Origin of the sequence: Aeoliella mucimassa (assembly GCF_007748035.1) — a bacterium.
Lineage (GTDB): Bacteria > Planctomycetota > Planctomycetia > Pirellulales > Lacipirellulaceae > Aeoliella > Aeoliella mucimassa.
Genome location: NZ_CP036278.1, coordinates 5,820,651 through 5,844,110 on the forward strand (window position 1 = coordinate 5,820,651; position 23,460 = coordinate 5,844,110).

General features: G+C 58.3%; 18 protein-coding genes, 1 tRNA gene and 1 pseudogene. 10 read left to right on the top strand and 10 right to left on the bottom strand.

The genetic code is table 11. From position 1 onward, the window contains the following. Positions 1–17 precede the first annotated feature (17 nt). Complete coding sequence (locus tag Pan181_RS22875) at positions 18–1,409, bottom strand: hypothetical protein (RefSeq protein WP_145250672.1); 1,392 nt, start codon at positions 1,407–1,409, stop codon at positions 18–20. A gap of 2,457 nt (positions 1,410–3,866) precedes the next feature. Here Pan181_RS22875 and Pan181_RS22880 point away from each other — a divergent pair. The 5 genes and pseudogenes from Pan181_RS22880 to Pan181_RS27085 all read left to right on the top strand — a co-directional run. Continuing rightward, entirely contained in the window at positions 3,867–4,079 is a 213-nt protein-coding gene (locus tag Pan181_RS22880; protein ID WP_145250675.1) for a helix-turn-helix transcriptional regulator, read from the top strand. 98 nt (positions 4,080–4,177) lie between these two features. After that, entirely contained in the window at positions 4,178–4,366 is a 189-nt protein-coding gene (locus Pan181_RS22885; protein WP_145250678.1) for a hypothetical protein, read from the top strand. A 102-nt stretch (positions 4,367–4,468) separates the two neighbouring features. Further along, positions 4,469–4,717 carry a ribbon-helix-helix protein, CopG family gene (locus Pan181_RS22890; protein ID WP_145250681.1) on the top strand — a complete coding sequence of 83 codons (249 nt, stop codon included), beginning with the start codon at positions 4,469–4,471 and terminating at the stop codon, positions 4,715–4,717. 2 nt (positions 4,718–4,719) lie between these two features. Further along, positions 4,720–5,067 carry a type II toxin-antitoxin system PemK/MazF family toxin gene (locus Pan181_RS22895; RefSeq protein ID WP_145250684.1) on the top strand — a complete coding sequence of 116 codons (348 nt, stop codon included), beginning with the start codon at positions 4,720–4,722 and terminating at the stop codon, positions 5,065–5,067. A gap of 68 nt (positions 5,068–5,135) precedes the next feature. After that, positions 5,136–6,149 (top strand): annotated as a pseudogene (locus Pan181_RS27085) (tyrosine-type recombinase/integrase); the annotation flags it as partial. Positions 6,150–6,318: 169 nt separating this feature from the next. On the opposite strand, the gene Pan181_RS22905 reads toward Pan181_RS27085, so the two are convergent. The 3 genes from Pan181_RS22905 to Pan181_RS22915 all read right to left on the bottom strand — a co-directional run bounded on the left by Pan181_RS22905 (position 6,319) and on the right by Pan181_RS22915 (position 7,506). Continuing rightward, positions 6,319–6,391 (bottom strand) — tRNA-Asn (locus tag Pan181_RS22905). 185 nt (positions 6,392–6,576) lie between these two features. Continuing rightward, entirely contained in the window at positions 6,577–7,023 is a 447-nt protein-coding gene (locus Pan181_RS22910; protein ID WP_145250687.1) for an ATP-binding protein, read from the bottom strand. Positions 7,024–7,152: 129 nt separating this feature from the next. Next, positions 7,153–7,506, bottom strand: a complete 354-nt coding sequence (locus Pan181_RS22915; protein ID WP_145250690.1) for an STAS domain-containing protein — start codon at positions 7,504–7,506, stop codon at positions 7,153–7,155. Positions 7,507–7,636: 130 nt separating this feature from the next. On the opposite strand from Pan181_RS22915, the gene Pan181_RS22920 reads away from it, so the two are divergent. Further along, positions 7,637–8,578 carry an IS5 family transposase gene (locus Pan181_RS22920; RefSeq protein ID WP_145244898.1) on the top strand — a complete coding sequence of 314 codons (942 nt, stop codon included), beginning with the start codon at positions 7,637–7,639 and terminating at the stop codon, positions 8,576–8,578. Positions 8,579–8,838: 260 nt separating this feature from the next. Then, positions 8,839–12,507, top strand: a complete 3,669-nt coding sequence (locus tag Pan181_RS22925) for a proline dehydrogenase family protein (protein ID WP_145250693.1) — start codon at positions 8,839–8,841, stop codon at positions 12,505–12,507. A gap of 90 nt (positions 12,508–12,597) precedes the next feature. Here Pan181_RS22925 and Pan181_RS22930 read toward each other — a convergent pair whose 3' ends face one another. From Pan181_RS22930 to Pan181_RS22950, 5 genes are all read right to left on the bottom strand, one after another. After that, positions 12,598–13,356, bottom strand: coding sequence for an SGNH/GDSL hydrolase family protein (locus tag Pan181_RS22930; protein WP_145250695.1), 759 nt, complete (start codon positions 13,354–13,356; stop codon positions 12,598–12,600). 139 nt (positions 13,357–13,495) lie between these two features. After that, the gene (locus Pan181_RS22935; RefSeq protein WP_145250698.1) at positions 13,496–13,978 is read right to left on the bottom strand and encodes a metallophosphoesterase family protein; all 483 of its coding nucleotides are present in this window, start codon (positions 13,976–13,978) and stop codon (positions 13,496–13,498) included. Positions 13,979–14,110: 132 nt separating this feature from the next. After that, on the bottom strand, positions 14,111–15,214 hold the full coding sequence (locus Pan181_RS22940) for an ATP-grasp domain-containing protein (protein ID WP_145250702.1): 1,104 nt from the start codon (positions 15,212–15,214) through the stop codon (positions 14,111–14,113). Positions 15,215–15,218: 4 nt separating this feature from the next. Then, complete coding sequence (locus Pan181_RS22945) at positions 15,219–15,599, bottom strand: MazG-like family protein (protein ID WP_145250705.1); 381 nt, start codon at positions 15,597–15,599, stop codon at positions 15,219–15,221. Positions 15,600–15,660: 61 nt separating this feature from the next. Continuing rightward, positions 15,661–16,590 (bottom strand): hypothetical protein, encoded by a 930-nt coding sequence (locus Pan181_RS22950; RefSeq protein ID WP_197528622.1) that lies wholly within the window; start codon positions 16,588–16,590, stop codon positions 15,661–15,663. Between the two features lie 208 nt (positions 16,591–16,798). Here Pan181_RS22950 and larC point away from each other — a divergent pair, with 208 nt between their 5' ends. Then, positions 16,799–17,965, top strand: a complete 1,167-nt coding sequence (larC, locus tag Pan181_RS22955) for a nickel pincer cofactor biosynthesis protein LarC (RefSeq protein ID WP_145250710.1) — start codon at positions 16,799–16,801, stop codon at positions 17,963–17,965. 27 nt (positions 17,966–17,992) lie between these two features. Next, on the top strand, positions 17,993–18,352 hold the full coding sequence (locus tag Pan181_RS22960; protein ID WP_145250713.1) for a hypothetical protein: 360 nt from the start codon (positions 17,993–17,995) through the stop codon (positions 18,350–18,352). Here the strand turns inward: Pan181_RS22960 and Pan181_RS22965 are convergent. After that, entirely contained in the window at positions 18,349–20,394 is a 2,046-nt protein-coding gene (locus Pan181_RS22965; RefSeq protein WP_145250716.1) for a thioredoxin domain-containing protein, read from the bottom strand. The genes Pan181_RS22960 and Pan181_RS22965 overlap by 4 nt on opposite strands. 717 nt (positions 20,395–21,111) lie before the next feature. Between Pan181_RS22965 and Pan181_RS22970 the strand changes: the two genes are divergently transcribed. Continuing rightward, positions 21,112–23,370 carry a redoxin domain-containing protein gene (locus Pan181_RS22970; RefSeq protein ID WP_145250719.1) on the top strand — a complete coding sequence of 753 codons (2,259 nt, stop codon included), beginning with the start codon at positions 21,112–21,114 and terminating at the stop codon, positions 23,368–23,370. Positions 23,371–23,460 lie beyond the last annotated feature (90 nt).

A 23,460-nucleotide genomic window follows, 5' to 3' on the forward strand; every position in this document is an offset into this window, starting at 1 on the left:
GGTTTGTGACTAATTGTTCAACAAGGCCGCGTGGAATCACTAAGTATCAAAGGAGCATGGAAGCTCGCATATTCTCCTAGATTGAATTTGATAAGTGTTTCTACGTTCGCCGCAGGGGTACCCGTGACATCCAAGGTGGAAGTCGATCCATACGACGTCGTCGGACTCGCCTGGGAAATTTTTCCATCTTCGACTACGGAAGAGCCCTCAACATCAAATTCTAGAGAGGCTATCGATTGCTGATTCCGCTGTACAACTTGGACCATCGCTTGGTAGTCACCAAGCTCTACCATTACCTGCGGCGTGAACCGATACGCTCCCGATTCAACCGCGGCAAAGATTTTTAGGTCTCCGCGACCATTGGTACTCCGCTCAAATTCGTGATCCAGCTTCAGGCCGGTAAAGAGAGTGTGATAAGTGTCACTGACAGCAACAAGTTCGTTGCGTAAACCTCTTGCCGCACTCGATACTTCCGCATCTATACTATCGAGATCTTCGGACAAGTCCTCAGCCAATAACAGTGCCATCTCATTGTAAGAGTCTTCGCGCAGCCGAACGGCTGACTCGCCTGTCACGCTAGATTTGTTCGCTTGCTCAAGACGCATCTCTTGTATGCGGCCCGCCATTTCTGCGTACAAATGGGCACGTGTGAATTGCGATTCTAATGGATCGTTACCCACAATGCTGCGACTTGCCAGTGCCTGCAGATCATTGTCAGTTGCGGCCGCCATTTTTGCAGAAACACTTGCACTGGAAGCATCCATAAGAGACTGCTGATCAACGGTAAGCGGCCCCACGATATTAGCCAACTTCGCTGCAGTTCCTTCGATAGACGTGCTGGCGAAGCGAATGGACAATTGCTGCAAATCTACGTCGCTATTAGAGGTTACTTGTTCTTGTGTGGCACGTACGCGATCTGCGAGGAACTCGGTCCGAAAAGCCTCCTCTGCGATATCGATGGAGATTTCGTACTCTTCAAGCACTTGCCCGTTGAGTTGGAGTTCAAGCCTCCGAGTTTGAAGACCAGTAGGAACCATACCGGCAAATTCAGGATTGATCGAGACCGTTGCCTGCGGCCCTGCTTTCGTCTGAGTGGTGGTTACGATGAAGTACTCCGGACATTCCTCTCCTTCCTCAAGGCCAACCAGCCTGTCTTCGGTGAGCGGCGTGTCGTCAATAAGCACATAGCTAGCTTCTTGCTCTACGGTAATTGCAGTTGCGTAGAGAGGGGCCAATTGCTCGAAATCAGTACCATCAATGACCAACGGGTCACTACTTAGTAATTCTCTTGCTTCGAGAGGCTCGATCCGACTGCTTCGATGGCGTCGATCCGATTGCTGACGAGTCCTAGAGCGTTTGAAGCCGAGCTTGGTGCGAAGAGTCTGCCAAGAGTGTGGAAAACGGCGCATGATCCGACCCCTGATGCCAATTCGGCTGGGGTCGATAAGACCTGAAAACACCCCCCCCTTACCAGGGGCCACCACTGTTTTCAGAGAGCTTTTCCCCTATCCATTCCTTGGCCATCTGAAACGTGTAGTGTGAAGTAATGACAGGGTACATAAGCTGTCGATTGGCGGACAATCTATCACTGTTGCAGATCCTCTGCAACCTTTTCTTTTGCACTTCTCTGGCCTTGTTTTATGGTTTTCCTTAGCGTGACTTGACTAATGACTAAATTAAAGAGCTTTGCCTCACTAAGCACTCCTTTTCTTCATCAATAATAAACGATCATGGCTTGACCCCTCTTGCGAACTACTAGCAGTAAAGCACTACCTAAGCCACTTGCTACTTACTTCCAGAACAGAACTCCTACACCAAATGCGATTCGGTCATCCGAGCTGAAGTGCACCGCGTTTGGATAGAAGCCCCCGTTGTCATCTAGAGAGGGGCGATCAGGTTGCGTCTGGCCTCCTTATAGTGCCCCTCCCCCCCCCGTCTTCCACCTCCAATCGTTGACGGGTCAGCTGCAACAGAAACATCGGCCACACCTACCCGCTCACAAGAAAGGATCTCATAACAAGGTATCTCCCCCTTAGCTACCAACCGGCAATCAAGACCCAAGCTGAAGCTCGGCCATTCGGCAATCCACAAGCAATTGTGCAACATGGTGGAAGATGTGGAGATCTAGAGGGCATCGATGTCATTTCCTTCCGCGAGAGGGCTTGGCTTGACACTCTGATTGAGAATCGCTGAGCATCGTCGCTGCCGTATAGATCACTATGAATTCAGTGGCCAATCAGGCACTTACTTCCACGAGTGTAGTCGAACGTAGATGGCCACAGTTCCCGAAGTCTGGCCGAACTGTTGGCAGTCGATGGGTTATCTTTCTAAGGAACAAGGTAGTCACTTAGCGATTTCCTTAGCTCCCTTAGCTCCGCCGGATCGGGAAGGTGACACAGCTTGTTGATACTGCCTAGAGCATTTCAGCTTGTAGCGTCACCCATACCCAATGAAAGTTGATCGGTACTATGCCAAGTAGTTAGCTAGTACTTTGTAAACCTGAGCGAGAGCCAATCCAGTGGGACGGAGCTGATAGCTCGCCGCTGTCGTTTGCCACTTGGTTTGGCGGCTTGAAATACCCCCGATCGATTTTGCTGCCAAAAAACATGCGGGACTCTGGTATCGCTCGGCAGGGGGAATGTGGTAGGTTTGCCCCCCCGGGTCTTTTCCACTAGCCCCCGGGGACCCGGTTTACGGCGGTCGAAGCAGGCGCATAGACGCGCTGCTCGAACTAGTGGTGGTAGTAGCAATCGAGCCGGAGCCGAAAGATTGCTGGGTCCTTGGTGGTTATGGCAGGCTGTCAGCACCACACGGAAGAATCGAAAACTAGAAATCCGTCGTAGTCGGCAGCCACCCTTTAGGTGCTACGTTCGGCCCGCTGCTGCGCTGCAAATGGAACTGCTGCGACAGCTAAACTTCCGTACCGCGATCGGCTAGAATGCAAGCCTCGTTACAGCACAAGCCGACTGATCATCGGCGTTAGGCTCGCCACGGGCGCGGCGCGTTACCTACCTTTCACGCCCCGCCCTGGTGAGCTGCTTTGAAAGGTAGATGTCTAAGTGTGGAAAGAAGGATATACCCCAGAAGAGGTCTTCGGTGAATGCATATGGAATAGTGAAGAGAATGAAGATCTCATGGAATTTCGCTCGCTAGCGCGTACATGCATTAGTATTGCAGATGACGTTGTGAAATCTGCAAGAGAGGGACGTTGCATTGGAACACCGCTTCTCTATACATGGGACTTTGACGATCTGACTTCAGCAAGTCACGAATTCAACTACCTACTCCCTGAAGTCATAGCAGCGTCATTGAGACCTCTTTGAATCGGTCATATCTGCTGTGCAAGTGCGCACGAACTCTCACTGCTAGTGTACTTAAGGCTATTTTCCGCCATTCGTGACGCCGTTGGCCTCATGCAATTCTCAATCGACCAGGATAGAGAGTTCGAATTCGCAAAGTCTTTCGAGGCCGTGAAACCAGTCATCGTATGCGCGGCAGCTGAAGCTCCATACTTCGATGCGAGTTTACTTTCAGCCTGCATTGATCGGGAATCGGCAGTCGCACATATGAATCGATGCATTAACCAAACCTCAATCACTAGATCCTCATGCAGTACAGAACAAATTACAGAGTTAATTCGTCCAGCTTACGATTACATCGTTGAGCATCCAGGCTCATACGGTAAACAAATCGCAAAAGCCATTGGTGTCGAGTATTCGACTTTCACGCGGCACTACACAAAGCAACTTCGCCCATTTGGGCTTACGAACGTACCAGGCAAAGGATATTACATTAAGCGAGGGAGCGCGGAACCGCGCTAAGTCGGCGCTTGTAGATATTCTTTCTGTGGAATTCATACTTGGGGCATGAGCACTGCCCCGCATATTTCTGAGTCGGACCCACTCGCCCTGACCAAGGCGGAACTCGCCCGGGCGCTGGGAATTTCTGAACGCCACCTGCACACGCTTGATAGCACGGGCCGACTCGGTCCGCGAGCGATCCGGCTCAACCGATCGGTCCGCTACGTGCGGTCGGAGGTCGAGGCCTGGCTGGCCGCTGGTGCGCCCCCCACGGAGTAGATGGAACTATTGCGGCTGATCACCGCGATATTAACGAATGCTAACGGCAAATAAGGTAGGACCTTTGAGTAATTGTATCCTTGATGCTGCCTTAGGCTATGCCGGTCGCGAGTGGTCGCTGGTGCCGATTCGAGCCGTTCGAAAAAAGCCAACCGTCCGGTGGAAGCAGTATCAAAGCCAACCGCTGGCTATTCCTGCTGGTGGCCGAGAAGGTGCTGGCCCTGGTAGAGAAGGGGGACCGCCTGCGCCGTCGGGCTAGTCGTTTCCGGTATCTGGGCGAGTTGTAAGGGGCACAAGTGATAGCGAAAACGGCAATCCGCCGAAAACCTGCTTCCGTGGACGTACCCGCTGGCGTATACTGGCCTGAATACACTTCAGGAGAACCAGCCATGGCCAGCGAAACCGTCCGCATTAAACCCGAAACCCACGCCAAGCTGCGAGCGATTGCCGACGATACCGGGCAAACCATGCCCGAGATTCTGGAGCAAGCGGTCGAGCTACTACGGCGCAAGCGTCTGCTCGAAGCGACCGATCGAGACTACGCTGCGCTGCAGGGCGACAAGAAAGCCTGGAAGTCGGAACAAGCCGAGCGGGCCGCGTGGGATCGGACTTTGCAAGACGGTCTAGAAAAGGAGTGACGATGGCCAAGGCTGACCCAATGCGCGGCGAAGTATGGGACGTGGACCTGAACACAGGGGAGGGGCACGAGCAAGCTGGTAAACGACCGGCCGTTATTGTGTCGGCCGATACTCTCAACCGAGGGGCTGTTGGCCTGCTGGTGGTGGTGCCCCTGACCAAGCACGATAAGCAGATTGCCCTACACGTGAAGGTTTCCAAACCGGATGGCGGAGTAACGGTAGATAGCTACGCCATGCCTGAGCATATCCGTAGCGTTTCCAGAGAGCGGTTAGTCCGACGGCGCGGCAAGTTGGACGTGACGACGTTGGCGCGGGTTATGGATCACGTGATGGTAGTTCTAGACGTATGATCACTGAAAGGTAGAACCTAGTGGCGAGTATCTCGAAAGAACCGAACGGACGCCGAACCATTCAATTCATGGCAGGGGATGGCAAGCGTAGATCGATCCGCCTGGGTAAGGTCGCGCAGCGCGTCGCCGAGGGAATCAAATACCGTGTGGAGGTAATCAACTCCGCTGTTATCGCCAAGCAAGCCATCGATCCCGATACAGCCCGCTGGTTGGCTTCCATCGATGATAAACTCTACGCCAAGCTGGCGTCGGTCGGCTTGTGCCATTCAAGACTGACGGCCAAGCTGGGCGAGTTCCTGGACGAGTACGTCAACGGGCGTACCGACGTGAAGCAGTCCACCCGCGATCACCTAAACCGAGTGAAAGCCGACCTGACCGACTGTTTTGGTGCCGAGACTCCTCTGGCGGCATTCACCCGCGCCGATGGCGAGCGGTTCCGGGTGTGGCTGGTTGAAAAGAGAGTATCGAGCAACACGGTCCGCCGACGGTGCGGACGCGCTAAGCAGTTTTTCGCCCATGCGGTGGACCGGGAGGTCCTGGACCGCAATCCCTTTGCCGAAGTGAAGTCGGCAGTTCATGCGAACAAGTCCCGCTACCACTTCGTGACCCGTGAGGACGCTGAAAAGGTGCTGGACGCCTGCCCCGACGCCGAGTGGCGGCTGATCTTCGCCCTATGCCGCTACGCGGGCCTACGGTGCCCTTCGGAAGTGCTGGCGCTGAAGTGGGAGCACGTGAACTGGCAGCACGACCGCTTGACTGTGCCGAGCCCCAAGACAGATCACCATGCGGGGGGCGATTGCCGGATTATTCCGATCTTCCCAGAACTGCACCCGTACCTGGAAGATGCCCAACGGCTGGCCCCGCGCACAGCGGAACATGTAATCACCCGCAATCGGTCGGAGAACGCCAACCTTCGGACCCAGTTGCATCGGATTATCAAAGGTGCAGGCGTGAAGCCCTGGCCAAAGGTCTTTCAGAACCTGAGATCGACCCGCGAAACGGAGCTGACCGAGACGTTCCCCTTGCACGTGGTTTGCAGTTGGATCGGCAACAGCGAGCCGGTTGCTAGCAAGCACTACCTGCAAGTGACCGACGGCCACTTCGCCCAAGCCCTGGAGCCTGATCCTGAGGCGCTGCAAAATCCGGTGCAGCACGCGCCGGAAACGTTCGGAACTGCACCGCATCCTGCAGCGCTCGAAAAAGAAAAACCCGGGAAACACTGCAATAATAGTGGTTCTCGGGTATTTGAAGCTCCCCCGGCAGGACTCGAACCTGCGACAAGGCGGTTAACAGCCGCCTGCTCTACCAACTGAGCTACAGGGGAATAGTGGAAACCTCTATCTTATCGGCCGACTCGCAGGGGTTCAATAGGCTGTCGCCCCCGAAAACCGGGCCGTTTTTGTCGATTATGCCAGCAGCGGGTAGTCGCGCCAGGCTGAGATAGGGACCCGCGGCCGCTCCCGCAGGTTCACCCCAGGTACTCGGCTGCAATCGCTGGCGGCTGGTGGGCTAAACGTCGACCAGGTCGTCGGCTCCGGCACCGCGGATTTTCTCCATCACCACCTGGTTACCACAGCCGTTGTACTCGACCGTGGTCATGTAGGCCTGGATGAGCATGACGCCCCGCCCGCCACAGGCCTCCAGATTCTCCGCATGGGTGCAGTCGGGCACCTTTTCGAGCTTGAAGCCGGGGCCTTCATCCTGCACTTTCAGCCAGAACCGCTCGGCACTTACCTTGCACTCGACCTGCACTTTTTTCGACTCGTCGTACTTATTGCCGTGGCGAATCGCGTTGGTTAGCGACTCTTCCAAGGCCATTTGCACGCCGAACAGCTCGTGATCGCTCCAACCCAGCTCGGTTAGCTTCGCGAGGATGGCTTCCATTACCTCCAAGTGCGCATTCCGCTTGCTGGGTAGCGATCGTTCGATCGTCCAACTCCAGTTGTGTTGGGTCATGGCTCGCCTTCACGCTGATACCCGCCAGCTATCCGCAAGCTGAGGGGAGTGAGTAAATGAGTTTGGGCGGAGGGGCAAAAGGGTCGGTCGCTCGCGAGCCTTGCGATAACGCAACCGCCTTGCTGGCTTTTACAACACCGCTAGGGCGTCGGCCTCGTCATCTTTTATAGTAAACAGCTTGGTCAGCTTGGTGATAGCAAACACTTCGTAAATTTCTGGACGAATATTCGTGAGAATCAATTCGCCCGAGTGCGAGCTCACCTTCTTTTCGAAGCTGATCAGCTTGCCCAACGCGGCACTGGAGAGAAACTCGACGTGCGAAAAATTAAGCACAAACTTGCGATGATCTTCGCGCTCGACCAGGTCGTAGAGCTCTTGCCCCAGTTCCTGGATTTCGTCTTCGTCGATAATCTTCGAGTCGGCAAACGTAACGACGGTCACGCCGCCTGAATCGCTAACCTTGATTCGATTCTGTTGTGGCATCAGCCGGGCCTTCAGGGGATCGAGATAGGGAAATCGCCAAATTCAAAGGGCCTTGTTGAACAATTAGTCACAAACCTCCGTAAAAACTAACGTGGAATGGAACCACGTACCTTTTTTACGGAGATCGAACATGGCTACGAAAGAAAAACGAACCTACAAAGTCACGAACTGGAAGGAGTATAACAAGTCGCTCATCGAGCGTGGAAACATCACTATTTGGTTTAGCGACGAGGCGTTGGAGAACTGGGAACATCCTAACGACCAGACAAAAGTCGGTCGCCCTTTTGTCTTCAGCGATACGGCGATCGAGTGCTTGCTGACGATTCGCGAACTGCTGAAACTTCCCTATCGGCAGACTGAGGGATTCGGCCGCTCGCTGGTGGCGATGTTGGGCGTCGAGGCAGCGATTCCCAATTATTCTTCGCTCGCCAAGCGAGCCAGCAAGCTGAATGTTTCGCTCGATATCGCTAACAAGAGGGGCGACATCGATATCGTGGTGGATAGCACCGGCATGAAAGTGTTTGGCGAGGGCGAATGGAAGATGCGGACGCATGGCAAGTCGAAGCGGCGGACATGGCGGAAGCTGCATTTGTCGGTGAATCCTGACACCCGCGAGATTGTGGCGGAGATTTTGACCGAGAACAGTTGCCACGATGCCGATGCGGTTCCCGAAATGCTGGAGCAGGTGGAGCAGCCCGTAAAAAAGTTTCACGGCGACGGTAGTTACGACAAGTGGAAGGTTTATGAAGGGCTGGAATCCGAAGGCATTGAGCCGGTGATTCCGCCGCAGCACAACGCCAAGATCAAACAACATGGCAACTCTGCGGAGGAGCCTTTGCCCCGGGACGAGGCAATTCGTCAGATTCGACGCAAGGGGCGTAGGAGTTGGAAAGAGGAAGTGGGCTATCATCGTAGAAGCTTGGCGGAAACGACCATGTACCGAGTGAAACAAAGCTTTGGGAGCCATCTCAAAAACCGAGTATTCGAAAACCAACAAACGGAAGCCCGCTTGCGCTGTAAAATCATCAATCAATTCACCCAACTCGGGCTTCCACAGTTCGAGTGGAGTTAGTCAACAAGGCCAATTCAAAGACTAAATCTAGCCAGCTTATCACTTAGTAACTGTAGAGAATCGTACCCAGTCGACCATGTGACTGCAAGTCACAGCGATTCCGGATAGCAACCTACTCAACCGCCAAATCGGCCCTACTGCGATAGGGGTATCCGCGGTAAACGGCCCTCCCCAATGGACACCGCGGGAACCTGCAGGAATATTAGAGGTTTGCCCAGGCGGTTCTGCCCTTTACGACATTTACTTCGCGGTGGCCTGCTATGCTTACGACTCCCCAAGTTCAATCGATTAGCGAGCAACTTGCTCAGCTACTGTCCACCGTTTCGAGCGGGGCCTCAGGGGGCTCGCTCGTCGAGCAAGCCATCGCCCTCGCGCGGGAGTTGCAAAAGCGTTCGCACGATCTGCAGACCCCCGCCGAACGTCGCCAGCAGGTGGAGCTCGATCGCATGATCCAGAGCCCGCACGACAAAGCAACGCTCACGCAAATGACCGACCAGACTTTCCGGTCCCGTGAAGCGCAGCGTTCGGCCGACCAGTTCATTCATATTCTCGACGTGCAAGGCATCCCGCGATTCTTCAGCCCGCTCGACCGCACGTTACTCCGCGGCTTCCAGTCGTTCGGGGCGTACCTGCCTGGGGTGGCGATGCCATTCGTCAAGGAGAAGATGCAACAGGAGACAGCCAACGTTATCCTGCCGGCCGAGGAGGAGTTGCTCTCTTCACACCTCAAGCGTCGACGCACCGAAGGGGTGCGAATGAACGTGAACCACCTCGGCGAGGCACTGCTCGGTGAGCGCGACGCGAAGCGGCGGCTGGAAAAGTACCTGGCGGTGTTGCAGCGTCCGGAAATTGAAGTGATCAGCGTGAAGATCTCGACGATCTACTCGCAAATTTCCGCGCTGGCTCGCAAGCACACGGTCGACGAGTTGTGCGATCGCATCGAGCTGCTGTTCCGCGCGGCCTCGCGGGGTAAGTTTGTTCGCGATGATGGCCGCGAGGTCTCGAAGTTTGTGTACCTCGATATGGAAGAGTACCGCGACATGCACCTGACGGCCGACGCGTTCATGAAAACGCTCGATCGGCCTGGCCTGGAGCAAGTGCGGGCGGGCATCGCGTTGCAGGCGTACGTGCCCGACTCGTTCCTGGTCTTGCAATCGCTGCTCGAGTGGGCTCGCAAACGCGTTGCGGCCGGCGGCTCGCCGATTACGATTCGCCTGGTGAAAGGGGCGAACATGGAGATGGAGCGGGTGGAAGCCAGTCTCGAAGGCTGGCCGCAGGCTCCTTACAAGATCAAGATCGACTCCGACGCTAATTACGTTCGCATGCTGCACGAAGCGTTGCTGCCAGAGAATCGCGATGCGGTGCAAATCGGCATTGCCTCCCACAACCTGTTCACGCTGGCCTACGGAGTGATTGCCGCCCACCAGTCGGGCATGCTCAACCAGGTGCAGTTCGAGATGCTCGAAGGCATGGCTAATCACCAGCGGCGGGCTTTGTTCGAGCTGGTGCAGAACCTGCTGCTCTACGCCCCGGCTGCGCATCAGGACGACTTCATCTCGGCCATCGGTTACCTCGTGCGTCGCCTCGACGAGAACACCGGCCCCGACAACTTCCTGCGTCACGCGTTTAACGTGCAGGTGGGGAGCGACGAGTGGAATCGCCTGGAGCAGCAGTTCCGCGATTCGTTTAGTAACCTCGAAACGGTCGGCAGCCAGCCGCGGCGAACGCAAGACCGTCGCCAGCAGGGGGGAGCCACGCCGCAGAGCCCGCAGGAGCCCTTCCAGAACGAACCCAACACCGATTGGGCGCTCACGCAACATAGCGAGTGGGCCGAGTCGATCATCGCCAAGTGGCAACCGCGTCACAGCGACCAAGCCCGCGATGTACCGCTGGTCGTCGGTGGCGAAGAGATCTACGACGGCCGCGATCTGGTCGACACCATCGATCCTTCCCGTCCCGAGTTGGTGGTCGGGCGGTTCCGTGCGGCCAACTCCGACGACGCTGAGCGGGCGATTCAGACCGCGGTGGACGACAACGATGGCTGGCGGCGACGCTCGCCGGTGGAGCGAACCGCGACGTTGTACCGCGCTGCCGACCTGATGGCCGAGCGCCGCGGCGACTTGCTCGGCGTGATGATGGCCGAGGGAGGCAAGCTGTTCACCGAGAGCGACCCTGAAGTGAGCGAAGCGATCGACTTCTGCCGCTACTACGCCCGCACCGCCCAGTACTATTACGAGATGCCCGACCTCAACCCCAAAGGCAAAGGGGTAGTGGTGGTCGTGTCGCCATGGAACTTCCCGCTAGCCATTCCGTGCGGCGGCATCGTGGCCGCGCTCGCAGCAGGCAACACGGTGATCTTGAAGCCGGCCAGCGATACTGCGTTGATCGCCTACGAGATGTGCCGCTGCTTGTGGGACGCGGGGGTACCAAAGACCGCGCTGCAACTAGTAGCCAGCAACCGCCGTGATGTGTCGCAGCAAATGGTGACCCATCCCGCGGCCAACGTCGTGGTGCTGACCGGCGGTACCGAAACTGCCGCTCACCTGCTGAAGACGAAGCCATCGCTGCACCTGCTCGCCGAAACTGGCGGCAAGAACGCGACGATCGTCACCGCGATGGCCGATCGCGATCTGGCGGTGAAGAACGTGGTTTACAGCGCGTTTGGCCATAGCGGTCAGAAGTGCTCGGCCACGTCGCTGTTGGTGCTGGAAGACGAAGTGTATCACGACAAGGGATTCCGCGACGTGTTGTGCGATGCGGTCGAGAGCTTGCGTGTTGGCTCGGCCTGGAAACTGGCGACTCGCGTCGGCCCGCTGATTCGCCCACCGCGCGGCGCGCTCGAACAAGGCCTCAAGGAACTCGAGCCCGGCGAATCGTGGGCGGTGATGCCAGAAGTAGGCGTCGACGACAATCCCCACCTCGTCTCGCCTGGCGTCAAGTGGAATGTCACCGCGGGATCGATGACGCACTGCACCGAGTTCTTCGGTCCGCTGCTCGGCGTGATGTGTGTCCGCACGCTGAACGAAGCGATTGAGGTGGTGAACGCCACTGGGTTTGGCCTGACTTCAGGACTCGAAAGCCTGGACGACCGCGAGTACGAGATCTGGCGAGACGGAATCCGGGCGGGCAATCTGTACGTGAATCGTTCGACCACCGGGGCGATCGTCCAGCGGCAGCCGTTCGGCGGCATGGGCAAAAGCAACGTTGGTCCCGGCATCAAAGCGGGCGGTCCGAACTACGTGGCTCAGCTCATGGACTTCGCGGCCAATCCGCTGCAGCCCGACGAAGCCGAGTCGAATGACCCTCAGAATTCGTCGATCGCCCGCGAGCTGGTGTATGGCTTCGATGCCGATGGCGAGCTGGGCTTGGACGCGGCGATTGCCAGCTACGAAAAGTGGGCCGCCGAGGAGTTCCATCAGCAGCACGACGACGTGCGGTTGCTGGGCGAGGATAATTTCCGCCGGTACCTTCCGGTCGAGCTGGTACGGCTGCGGGTGCATGCCGACGATACGCCTCGCGAGCTGCTGCTACGCGTCGCCGCGGCGATCATCGCGGGCGCGCGGGTGGTGGTGAGTGCTCCGCCGCTCGATCCGCAAACGACTATCGCCCAGGTCATTGCCCAACTCGATCAGGTAACTGACGAGTGGGGCGCGGTGATTGAGTTCGTGGAAGAAACCGACGAGCAACTGGTGACCGCGATCGGCGAAAACATGGCCGGGCGGATTCGCTATGCGAATGGCAGCCGGGTGCCCGAGGTGATTCGCCAGGCCACGGCTGCGGTGCTGGACTTCGTGGCCGACACGCCGGTCTCGTCGCACGGACGGGTCGAACTGCTGTGGTATCTCCGCGAGCAGTCGGTCACCAACCGCTACCATCGCTACGGCAACTTGGGCTTCCGCGCGGAAGAAGAACGCGACGAACCGTCCTAAAAAGTATTGCAACAACCAAAAAAAGGAGCGACTAGCCAGGTTGGCTGGTCGCTCCTTTGCGTTACTGCGTTGGAGTTCGGTGCGAAGCGATTAGGCGCTTACCGCGGTCATCCAGCCATGGGCCATGAGTGCCGCGCCGGCCGCGGAGGGATGCACCCCGTCGCCAGCCCAATGGGCGGGAGGAGCCAGCTTCACTGCTTCGTCGAACATCGTTTGGTACGGCACCCAAATCGTGTCGAACTCTTCGGCCATCTGCTTGGCCGCGGCGCGGAAGTTGTCGAACGCGGGGAACCACTTATCGTTTACCGCTCCACAACGCAACACGAACGGTTCGCACAGCACGAGCTTCGTTTCCGGTAGCTCGGCCTTGGTGCGGGTGAGCAGTTCCTGGTAGTCGTTTCCATAAACCTCGAGCATCTTCTCGAGATCGTCGTTGAGGTGATGCCAAATGTCGTTCACGCCGATCAAGATGCTGAGTACGTCGGGCTTCAGGTCGAAGCAATCTTCCTGCCAGCGAGCAGCAAGCTGATTCACCTTGTTACCGCTGATGCCGCGGTTGTAGATTTTCAGCTCGGCCTTGGGGTGATCGACCAACAATTCCGCCGCGGCCAGAAACGCGTAGCCTCCGCCAAGGGCTGCCTGGTCGTTGGCTTCAGGGATGCCGCGCTTGCGACCTGCGTCGGTGATGCTATCGCCTTGGAACAAAATCGTACTGCCGGGCGTGATGATGCTCTCCGCCGACGCGGGGCTATCGGCGGCCTTAGCGGAGCCAGAGGCAAGCATGCCAGCCGCGGCTGCCGAGGCGATTCCGGTGGAGAGAAAATGGCGACGATCAAGCGATGAAGTCATGGTAGTGAGCCTGGTAAGGTAGTTGTGAAGTCCAAGGCCATGACCACAACGAGCGTCCGCGCGGTGGTTTGGCCTTGATTCATGCTAATCCTTGCCAGCTCGCGAGTCCAGTTTCGCCTGTTTGGAGCCCCCAAAGGTGCTATAGCTCGACGATATTCACTTCTCCGCTAGGGAGGTCGACGATAGCCAGCGAGTGCTTCGGCGCACGATAGAGCGCCCCTGGATTGAGGATGTGCTTGCCATCGATGCACCGATCGTCGACCAAGTGAGTATGCCCGTAGCACACGAACTGGTACTCGGGATTGTCGAGAGCTTCCTGGAATCTGCGCCGCTCGTGGCTATGCAGCAAGGCGAAGCGAACCCCTTCGAACTCCAGGTCGCCAAACAACCCATGGCAGTGCTGGCCGGCTTTCTCGATCACCTTGGCCAGCCCCGCCTGGTCGTAATCGCAGTTACCAAACACAAAGTGAGTGGGCCAGGCCGAGAACATCGGGACGATCTCCTCGGTGCCGATGTCGCCGCAGTGGAGCACTTGGTCGACATCCAGGCTATCGAGTAGCCGAATCGCTTGCCGAGTGTTTTCGACGTGTCCATGAGTATCGCTAACAATGCCAAGGCGCATAGAATATTTCTTCGCAGTTGGAAGTTTCAATGGAAGCAGATTAGAGCGTTATCACCGTTGCAATTCCGCCTAAATGTTGGTGTACCGCCGCCATTGCGCACGCCACGCACGAACATGGATCGGCAACTTGCACTACGGTTCGATGGTTGGGGAGCTATCGTTATCGAACTGGCGCAGCAGCGCGGCCGCGCGTCGACAGAGCGCCGGCTCCACCAAGCTGTATTCTGGCGCGTCGACCAGCAGTGTGCATAGGGGATCGCCTTGGGCGATCGTCGACCCGGTGGCTGGCACATCGGCCACGCCGACGCGGGGCAGGTTGCCGACCGTCACTTCGCGGGGGGCAAACAGATACGCTTTGCCGCCAAACCGCCCGGGCATCACCGTCGGGCCAGGGGGGAGCTGCTCGGTGATGCAGCTGGCCACGTGCACGGCCATCATATTGAGCCCGGTGAGACGCTCGATGACCTCCATCGATGCGGTGTAGCGCGGGTTGACTTCAATCACCCAGGCCACGTTGTGCGAGTCGAGCACGAAGTCGATACCAAACAGACCGACCAATCCCGCTTTGGTGGCAACCACGCGACCTGCGTCAATCACTGCCGAGAGTGCCGCGGCCGACAACTGCAGCGGTCCGATCGATCCGGCGTATTGGTACGGTGCAGCACCGGTCCAATGTCGGCCTATGAGTTGTTCGGTCACGCCGAGCAGTTCGACCTGCGTGTCGGCGGCCACGAACGCGGCCGAGATCGCCCGCCCAGCGATGCGTCGCTGCCAGTAGATCGTTCCGCTCGGCAGCGCATCGCCGCTGGCGTCGGCAACACCGATGCCGCCAGCACTGGTGGTCGACTTCACTAACCACTCTTCAGTCGAATTCGGTTGCACGCTGGCAATCGCGGGGGTGGCGACGAGCGACTTTTGCAGCCAATCGTGGAGCACCACTGGGGAGCGACATGGCTCCAGCACCTTGGGACCATTGCCGAGCAGCGGGCGAATCCGCGCCATCTCGGCTACCAGTTGGGGATAGTTTTCGAGTCCGCCGGTGTAGAGCCAGGCGTCGACCTGCTGGTTTGCGAGCCAACTGGCAAACTCACCGGGCCAGTCTTCGATGCGTGTCGCAGGGCAGCGATCCACTAGATCGGCGTCGGCGAACAAGTCGGCCGCAACCACCTCGTAGCCAGCCGATCGTGCCGACCACGCTGCCGCGCGGGCGCTGGCTCCTACGATGGCCAACCGCACGACACTATTCTCCGCCGTGCCGACCACGGAACGAGTCGGCCGGATACTTCTGGGCGTTCTTCACCATCTTGGCGTGGATCGTCTCGCTCAGGTCGACCCCCAGCGAGTTGGCGATCGCCAGCGTGTACGAGAGTACGTCGGCAATCTCTTCGGCCGCGGCCGCAAGTTTCTCGGGATGGTTGGCCACCTCGCGGGAGTCGGCCACTTCGATCCATTGAAAGTGTTCCATCAGCTCAGCCGCTTCCACGGCCAAGGCCATGGCCAGATTCTTCGGCGAATGAAACTGATGCCAGTCGCGCTGGCCCACGAAGTCGTCGACCAGCTTCTTCAGCTCGGCGACGGAGGTATTCGAATCGTTCGGTGCAGGGGAGGTTGAGTCGGTCATAGCAGCGATTTTGGACTGCAACGCCGTGGCTGGCAAGATGCGGCCGTGGCTTCCGGCGGGGTTACGGCTGATCGAAGCTCCGGCAACCGGGCGACAGCAGATCGGCTTCGTCGAATCCTGGCAGCAACCGTTGGCTGCTGGTGTAACGCTTCGCCTGCCAGCGCTGGCGATACCCTTCGGCCAGGTGCACGGCAACTTCGAGCACCAGCAGGTCGGCACGATTCATCACGTGCCTGGCACTCCGGCGGCCAAGTCCGTCGATCATACCTTCGAGCACTTCGACGTGGAGCTGCATCACCTGATGAGCGGTAATGCCCGCATCCACCAGCACGTCGGCCAGTTTGGTCATCTCCTCGGTCAGGTTGCCTGAGCCCATCACGACGTAGGTTTGCAGCAAATCGCGGTAGTGCGAGATCAGCATCGGCGGCAACGGGGCGCGGCTTGTCGTGACCTCGGCCGCTAATGCACCGGCCAGCCCTTCGGGGGCGTCGAACTCTCCGGCGTCGATCGCTTCGAGCTCGGTAAGTAGCTTGCGTTGTTCGGTCAGCAGCCGCTCGGCCTCGGAATGCTCGCTGGCGAGTCGTTGCCGCTCGGCTTCCTGCAGCCGACGGTTCTCCCGCACCACCTCAAAGCGGCGAATCGCCCGAGCGAATTCCCATAGCAAGCAACGCGTGGTGGTTTGTTTGAGCGAGCAATAAGCGTCGGCCCCCACTTCGTACACCAGGGCTTCGAACACCTGAGGGGGCTGGGCCCCGAGCACGATCATCGGCTCGTCGTGTCCACCGGTGCGAAGGCCTTCGACAAAATCGAGCGCGTCGAGCACGCCTGGTTCGTGGAACACGACGACCGCGTCGAACACTTCGTCGCGAAGCGCCGACAGCCCGGCGGTCACACCGACGACTTCGGTCACGTACACCCGCGACGCACTGTCGGTAGCAAACGCTTCGACCAGCCAACTACTGCTTCGATGCAGCGTGGTGACGTACAGCACCTTCAACCGATCGGGTATCCGCGGCCGGGGGGTGCGTGAAGCAGATTGTGGGCTTGCTAGGGCTGACATCCATAGTCTCTCTATTTCGACCGCGGTACGTTAGAAGAATCGAGCACCGAGGTCAACGTCGACGCCGAGGCGGTGATCGGGGTACAATCGGGCGTGAGTGATCCTTCTATGAACCATTAGTGCTAGCATCCGAATAACCATGCGAATTGCGTATCTTGATTGTGCCAGCGGTATCAGCGGCGATATGACCTTGGGAGCCCTGGTAGACGCCGGCGTTGATTTGGCCGCCTTGCAGGCCGGCATCGACTCGCTGGGCTTGCCGAGTTGTCGGCTGGTTGCCAGCGAAGTGAAGAAGCGAGGTTTCCGCGCAACGCAGATCGTCGTGGAACACGAGCCTGAGCACGCCCATCGCCATCTGCATCACATCACCGCGATGATCGAGCAGAGTACGCTTACCGCGAAGCAAAAGCAGCTCGCGAACGATATCTTCCTGCGACTCGCCCAGGCCGAAGCCAAGGTTCATGGGAGCACCATCGAGAAGGTCCACTTCCACGAAGTCGGCGCGGTCGATTCGATTGCCGATATCGTCGGCGCGGCCATTGGTTGGGACCTGCTGGGGGTCGACCGCGTGGAGGCCTCGCCGATTCCCACCGGTACCGGCTTCATCGAGATCGCCCACGGCCGCTGCGCGATTCCCGCTCCAGCAACCGCCGAGATGCTTCGCGGAGTGCCGCTGGCGGACTTCACTCCCGAGGGAGAGCTGACCACCCCCACGGGGGCGGCCATTGTGACCACGCTAGCAAGTAAGTTCGGGCCGATGCCAGCTATGGCGATCGAAACCATCGGCCTGGGGGCGGGGCAGAAGGACTTCGACCATGCAAACATCTTGCGGCTCGTGATCGGCGAAGCCAGCGATGCCAGCACTGTGGTCGGCGACAAGATCGTGCTGCTCGAGACCAACCTCGACGACACCCCCGGCGAGCAGCTCGGATACTGCCTGGAACTGCTCTGGCAGGCCGGAGCGGTCGACGTGGCGACCACCCCAATTCAGATGAAGAAGGGCCGCCCAGCGGTGCAGCTAAGCGTGCAATGCCCGCTCGATCTGGCCGATAAACTCGAAGCAATCGTGTTCCGCGAGACCACAACGCTGGGTCTTCGCCGGCAAATCGTCGAGCGTCGCACCCTGCCACGCCGACACATAGAAGTAGAAACCCCGCTCGGAGTGCTGGCAGGAACCGTGGCCACCCTGTCCGACGGCACCGAGCGGTTCGCCCCCGAATACGAGTCGTGCCGCACGGTCGCCCAACAACAAGGCCTGGCACTGGCCGACGTGTACCAAGCCGCCCGACAGGCGTTTGGCAAGTGATCCTGACCGGTCGAAAGGAGCTCGACAATGCTGCTAGCCCAATTTGCACCGATCTTGATGTTCGTTGCTGGCATTGCCTTAATGACCATGATCCTGCTCCGCCGGACCTATCGCACGATCGGCCGCCGGCGGAAGTTCGATAGCCGCCCGATCGACGCCCAGCCCCGCCCGAAATCGGAGTGGGACGGTGCGAAGGCCGACTCGACCGCGGTCATCGAACGGCAACGCGTTGAGCTCGCTGAAATGAGCCGCGACGTCAACGGGCAGCTCGATACAAAGATCATGATCCTCCGCGAACTGATGACCCAAAGCCAGCAGCAAATCACTCGCCTGGAGCAGTTGCTGCAGGAATCAGAAGTGGCTTCCGGCGACGCTCGTTTGCGCTAACTAAGTTCCTCGATGCGGGCGAGGATCGCGTCGCGCCCTACCACTGGCGACTCGCAGCGGTTGTTCTGGCAAACGTAGAGCACCGGCTCGTCGCTGGGGGTGCGTCCCTGGTATAGCTCGTCGATCGCTCCCTGCTCGTCGGCCGACTCCCTTGCGGCGATCACCCGACTGGCGATGAACTTGCCTTGTGCACTCTGGGCGAGTTGCTTCGCCCCCGCCCCGGCGAACACCAACTCGTAGGTCGGACCTAGCCGGAAGTCGAGCGCGACGAACATCCGCCCGGTCGCCATCGGTATTTGCTGCATCAGCGGAGCAGCGGCCGCCAGAATCGTGTGGGCGGTGTCGAGGTAGTCGCCCCGACCAATCAGCTTGCCGAGTCGCAACAGCGCCGAGACGGCCATCGAGTTGCCACCTGGGGTCGCGTTGTCGGTCAGGTCTTTGTTGCGAGTGAGCAGCTTCTCGTGGTCGTCGGCGGTGAAGTAGAACCCCGCGTCGTCGCCGCCAGCGAAGCGGGCGAGCACCGTGTCCATCAACTCCGTCGCGGCCGTCAGCTGCGACTCGTCAAACGTGGCCTCGTACACACTCACCAGTGCGTCGGCCAGCGTGGTGTAGTCGTCGAGGTAGGCGGCGAGCTTCGCGGTGCCGCCGCGCCAAGTGTGTAGCAACCGACCATCGGTGTCGCGCATTTCGCTCAGAATGAACTTAGCCGCCTTGCTGGCCGCGTCGATGTAACGCGACTCACCAAGCGCCGCACCGGCCCTGGCCATCGCATCGATCGCCAAGGCGTTCCAGGCCACGAGCACTTTGTCGTCGAGGCCGGGCCGCACCCGCTCACCCCGCACCGCCAGCAGCTTCGCCCGACTCTCGGCCAGCTCGTCGACCAGCGATTGCTCGTCGCGGCCGAGCAGCGCGGCCTGCTGGGCGATCGTCTTCGGCAGGTTCAGAATGTTCTGGCCTTCGAAGTTACCCGTCTCGGTCACGTCGTACACTTTGCAGAACAAGTCGGCCGCCTCGCCCCCCAGGATGTCGCGAATCTGCTTGACCGTCCAGACGTAGAACTTCCCCTCCACCCCTTCGCTGTCGGCATCCTCGGCGCTATAGAATCCGCCATCCGGGTCGTTCATATCACGCAGCAAGTAGTCAAGTGTTTCGACCACGGTCTGGCGGTAGTTCGGTTTGCCGGTCGCCAAGTAGGCTTCGAGATACACGACGCTCAGCAAGGCATTGTCGTACAGCATTTTCTCGAAGTGCGGAACCAGCCAACGTGCGTCGACGCTGTACCGCGCGAAGCCTCCCGCCAGGTGATCGTAGATGCCGCCGGCCGCCATGCGATCGAGCGACAGCAACACGAGATCGTTCCAGCGTTGGTTGTTGGTTCGCTGGCTCCACCGGAGCAGTAGTTGCAACTCGAACGGGTGGGGGAACTTCGGCGCTTCGCCAAAGCCACCATGGATGGGGTCGAACATCCGCTCCAGCGAGTGAGCAGCCGCGTTCAATAGATCGCCGCTGAGCGGTACGCTTGCTCCTTCTACGCCCTTGCGGGTGATCTGCTCGATCTCGGCAGTCAGTTGCTCGGCACCCGCTAGCGCCTGATCGCGGCGATTGGTCCATGCGTCGTCCACGGCCATCAGCACCTGATTGAATCCCGGCATGCCCCGCGAAGCGGTCGGTGGCCAGTAGGTGCCGCCGTAAAACGGTTTGAGGTCGGGCGTGAGGAACACGCTCATCGGCCAGCCGCCATGCCCGGTCATAAACTGCACCGCGCTCATGTAGATTTGGTCGAGGTCAGGGCGTTCCTCGCGATCGACCTTCACGCACACGAACTTTTCGTTCATCCACTGGGCAATCTGCGGATTCTCGAAACTCTCGTGCTCCATCACATGGCACCAATGGCACGACGAGTACCCAATCGACAAAAAGATCGGCTTCTGCTCCGCCCGCGACCGCTCCAACGCCTCGGGCCCCCAGGGATACCAGTCCACGGGGTTATTCTTGTGCTGCAGCAAGTAAGGGGAAGTTTCGTCGGCAAGTTTATTGGGCATCGATTGGTTCCTTCCCCGCCGCCCCCTGCGTGTTCCGCCTGCGGAGGGGGGCTGGGTATGGTAGGTAGTCTGGTATTCCGCATCCCTCGGCTGGGAAGCACGGAGAAAATAGATTCCCACATGGGAAACTATCGATTTGTGTAAGTCTCGTAATAGTAGTGATTTACAGCATGGGCAAAGTTCCCATTCCCAAAATACGATTCGATGGGAATCTATTCTGGCTGCAGGCACTCGCGGTAAGTCATTGTAGGGAAACAACTTGTGAGTAGTAGCCGGCATGGCGACGCGAAAATAGATTCCCACCGGTGGGAAAATTGAAATCGGGAACGTGGAACTACCAAAAAGAGGATAGGAAAAACTACTAGAAAACCGACTCTGAACTCAAATTGCATAAAGTGTCCATTTATCCACTTCGCATTAAAGCAAATAGCGGGCCGATTTCAAGCAAAAACTGGAGCAGATGACTTCCTGACTCCCCCCTGGAGTGGCTAGCTGCGCGGCGTGTTGCCGAATGCAAATCACCCTTCTGCACCTCACCAAGGACCTTTACCAAAGACATCTGTCGTGGCAACGACTCCCAAGCCCCCCGCCCAAGTGCTGACCATCCTCCCTGGATTTAACGATCTGGCGAAATAGTCTTGGCCCTGTCGAGCGTTTATACTTCGGTCTTGAATCGCGGAGACCGGATCGCCGACTTAGCTCAACACAAGGGTCGCCATGCAACGTTTCACATTGGGTCTTCTCACGCTCACGCTCACGCTGTGGTTCTACTCCATCGCTGGCCAAGCTGCTGAGGGGATCGAGTTTTCCAGCGAATCGATTGGTACCGTTTGGGTTCAGCCGACCTCCGTTAGTGACTTTGGCTATCGGACGTTTGGGAGAGACTTGTCGCACTGGCGCGAGCTTGGTCCTGCAGTCGGGCGGGTCGAGATACCCGAGGACCACGACGTGCGACTGGTGCTCAACACCGCGGCCGCTGGCCAGTTGGGGTGGACCGCGGAAGTCCCCGAAGGCCTTGTCGATATGGTCGAAGCTTATGGCTTTGACCTTGGCGACTCCGGCTTTTCGGATCTCACTCACTTGGCTGGTTTACGTTGTTTGTCGCTCAGTAATGTCGGGCTGACTTCGAAGATTGCCGACGATATGCCGAGGTTGCAGCAGTTGCAGTTTCTCTGGATTGGTTCCAACGCCGAAGTAGGCGACGCAGCCATGGCAGCGATTGCTGCGCTACCGGAACTCGAAGCGATTGGCACTTACCGAACCGCTGTTTCCGACGAAGGTTACCGAATACTCGCTCAAAACCAACAATTGCGGGCGGTGTATGCCGGGTATACGGCCATCACCGACACGGGACTGACTTCACTTGCCCAGTTGCCCAACTTGCGGGCGATCAGTCTCTCCGCAACCAATCCGGAATTCCGCGGCGACGATCCAGAGCCTGTCATCACCAACAGCGGACTGGCTAGTCTAAAGAACTGTCCCGATCTCGAGCACCTCGACATCAATGGTTCGCAAGTCACCGACCAGGGACTTCGGCAGCTAGCGAGCGACTGCCCGAACCTGCGTCGGTTGAGTCTCGACTACTCGAGTCTCACTAGCGACGGGCTGCAACACCTCGGCTTGTTCAAGGAACTTGAGTACCTGCGTTGCTATGGCATCGACATCAACGACCAGGTGGTTGAGCACTTTGGCGACCTACACAAACTTCGCAATATCACCGGTGATTTGGAGCTTAGCAACGCAGGAGTAATGCGACTCGCTTCGCTCCCCAGTCTCGAGAGGCTAGGTATCTCTGGCAAATGCGACGACGCCTGTATGCCAGCGGTGGCAGCCATGCCGGCGCTGAAAGAGCTATCGATTCAGCATACGCTCATTACCGACGAAGGATTCAGCCAGCTGGCAAACTCCACGACTCTCGAGAGGGTGCAGATCACTGGAAATCGCATGACGACCCGCTGCGTCGAAACGCTCGCGACCATGAAAAGACTCAAACACATCGGCATCATGAACGTGGATCCTCGTGCCGATGGAGCGCCGGTCTGGCAGCAGCTCGAAGAGCTGTCGTTTCTCGAACAGGAATTATTACTATGCGAGTGCCCTAGGCTTGAGCCAGACGACATCGCCAAGCTTAGCAGCTTTCGCCATCTGAAGCAGTTGCGCATCGACGGTCGGCAAACATTCACCGATGCGGACCTTGCACACTTACAGAACCTAGACCACTTGGAGTATCTGGAACTAACCAACTCGGTGATCACCGATGAAGGGCTGAAAATAATCGGCCAATTGCCTGCGTTGGAACGATTGCAGATCAACTGCCTGGCAACCGAGCAAGGAGCGGAGATCGTTGCCGCGGCCCCTCGCCTGCTGTATGTCTCGATCGGATCGCCACATCTCACCGAATCGATGATCGAGCAGCTGCGTGCGAGCCATCCCAAGCTCGTGAGTCTACAGCTTCGGGAGTTCCGGCTGGGAAACACCGAGGTATCGAAATCAACATCATCGCGAGACTCGTTTTGGCGCGAAGGAACCGAGCAGGAGCGCGAGCAGTTGAACGCCCTCGAAGGTAAGCCCGCCCCCACATTGGCGGTCACCGAATGGATCAACAGCGAACCGAACACCAGCCTCGAGTCGCTCAAAGGGCAGGTGGTGCTCGTCGAGTTTTGGGGCACTTGGTGCGGCCCATGCCGGGCGCGGATGCCTGAGATCCGACGCTTGCACGAAAAGTACGCTGCAGAGGGGTTGGTGGTCATCGGCATGCATTCCACAAATGCCGCCGACGAAGCGGCCGAATACGTGGAGTCGAACAACATTACCTGGGCCATCGGGCTCGACGATTCCAAGCAAACATCCACCGCCTATGAAATGCCGTACTGGCCTTCGCATTATTTGATCGATCGCCAAGGGGTGCTGCGGATGGCGAATCCCTATCGCGATGAACTCGACAAAGCGATCGAGTCGCTCCTGCAAGAAGAATAAAGAGCCACTGGCTGCCTGTTTGCGGAAAGGCGATACGTGTAGCTCCTTTGGCCCCGTGGCTTTCCCAGCGTTGCTCTCGTTCTATAATTG

Coding starts and splice junctions, on each gene's coding strand:
- Pan181_RS22965 (WP_145250716.1), bottom strand. CDS start 20,394: ATGCCCAATAAACTTGCCGACGAAACTTCCCCTTACTTGCTGCAGCAC.
- Pan181_RS22935 (WP_145250698.1), bottom strand. CDS start 13,978: ATGCGCCTTGGCATTGTTAGCGATACTCATGGACACGTCGAAAACACT.
- Pan181_RS22915 (WP_145250690.1), bottom strand. CDS start 7,506: ATGCCACAACAGAATCGAATCAAGGTTAGCGATTCAGGCGGCGTGACC.
- Pan181_RS22960 (WP_145250713.1), top strand. CDS start 17,993: ATGCTGCTAGCCCAATTTGCACCGATCTTGATGTTCGTTGCTGGCATT.
- Pan181_RS22945 (WP_145250705.1), bottom strand. CDS start 15,599: ATGACCGACTCAACCTCCCCTGCACCGAACGATTCGAATACCTCCGTC.
- Pan181_RS22970 (WP_145250719.1), top strand. CDS start 21,112: ATGCAACGTTTCACATTGGGTCTTCTCACGCTCACGCTCACGCTGTGG.
- Pan181_RS22930 (WP_145250695.1), bottom strand. CDS start 13,356: ATGACTTCATCGCTTGATCGTCGCCATTTTCTCTCCACCGGAATCGCC.
- Pan181_RS22920 (WP_145244898.1), top strand. CDS start 7,637: ATGGCTACGAAAGAAAAACGAACCTACAAAGTCACGAACTGGAAGGAG.
- Pan181_RS22895 (WP_145250684.1), top strand. CDS start 4,720: ATGGCCAAGGCTGACCCAATGCGCGGCGAAGTATGGGACGTGGACCTG.
- Pan181_RS22890 (WP_145250681.1), top strand. CDS start 4,469: ATGGCCAGCGAAACCGTCCGCATTAAACCCGAAACCCACGCCAAGCTG.
- Pan181_RS22925 (WP_145250693.1), top strand. CDS start 8,839: ATGCTTACGACTCCCCAAGTTCAATCGATTAGCGAGCAACTTGCTCAG.
- Pan181_RS22885 (WP_145250678.1), top strand. CDS start 4,178: ATGCCGGTCGCGAGTGGTCGCTGGTGCCGATTCGAGCCGTTCGAAAAA.
- Pan181_RS22910 (WP_145250687.1), bottom strand. CDS start 7,023: ATGACCCAACACAACTGGAGTTGGACGATCGAACGATCGCTACCCAGC.
- Pan181_RS22880 (WP_145250675.1), top strand. CDS start 3,867: ATGAGCACTGCCCCGCATATTTCTGAGTCGGACCCACTCGCCCTGACC.
- Pan181_RS22875 (WP_145250672.1), bottom strand. CDS start 1,409: ATGCGCCGTTTTCCACACTCTTGGCAGACTCTTCGCACCAAGCTCGGC.
- larC (WP_145250710.1), top strand. CDS start 16,799: ATGCGAATTGCGTATCTTGATTGTGCCAGCGGTATCAGCGGCGATATG.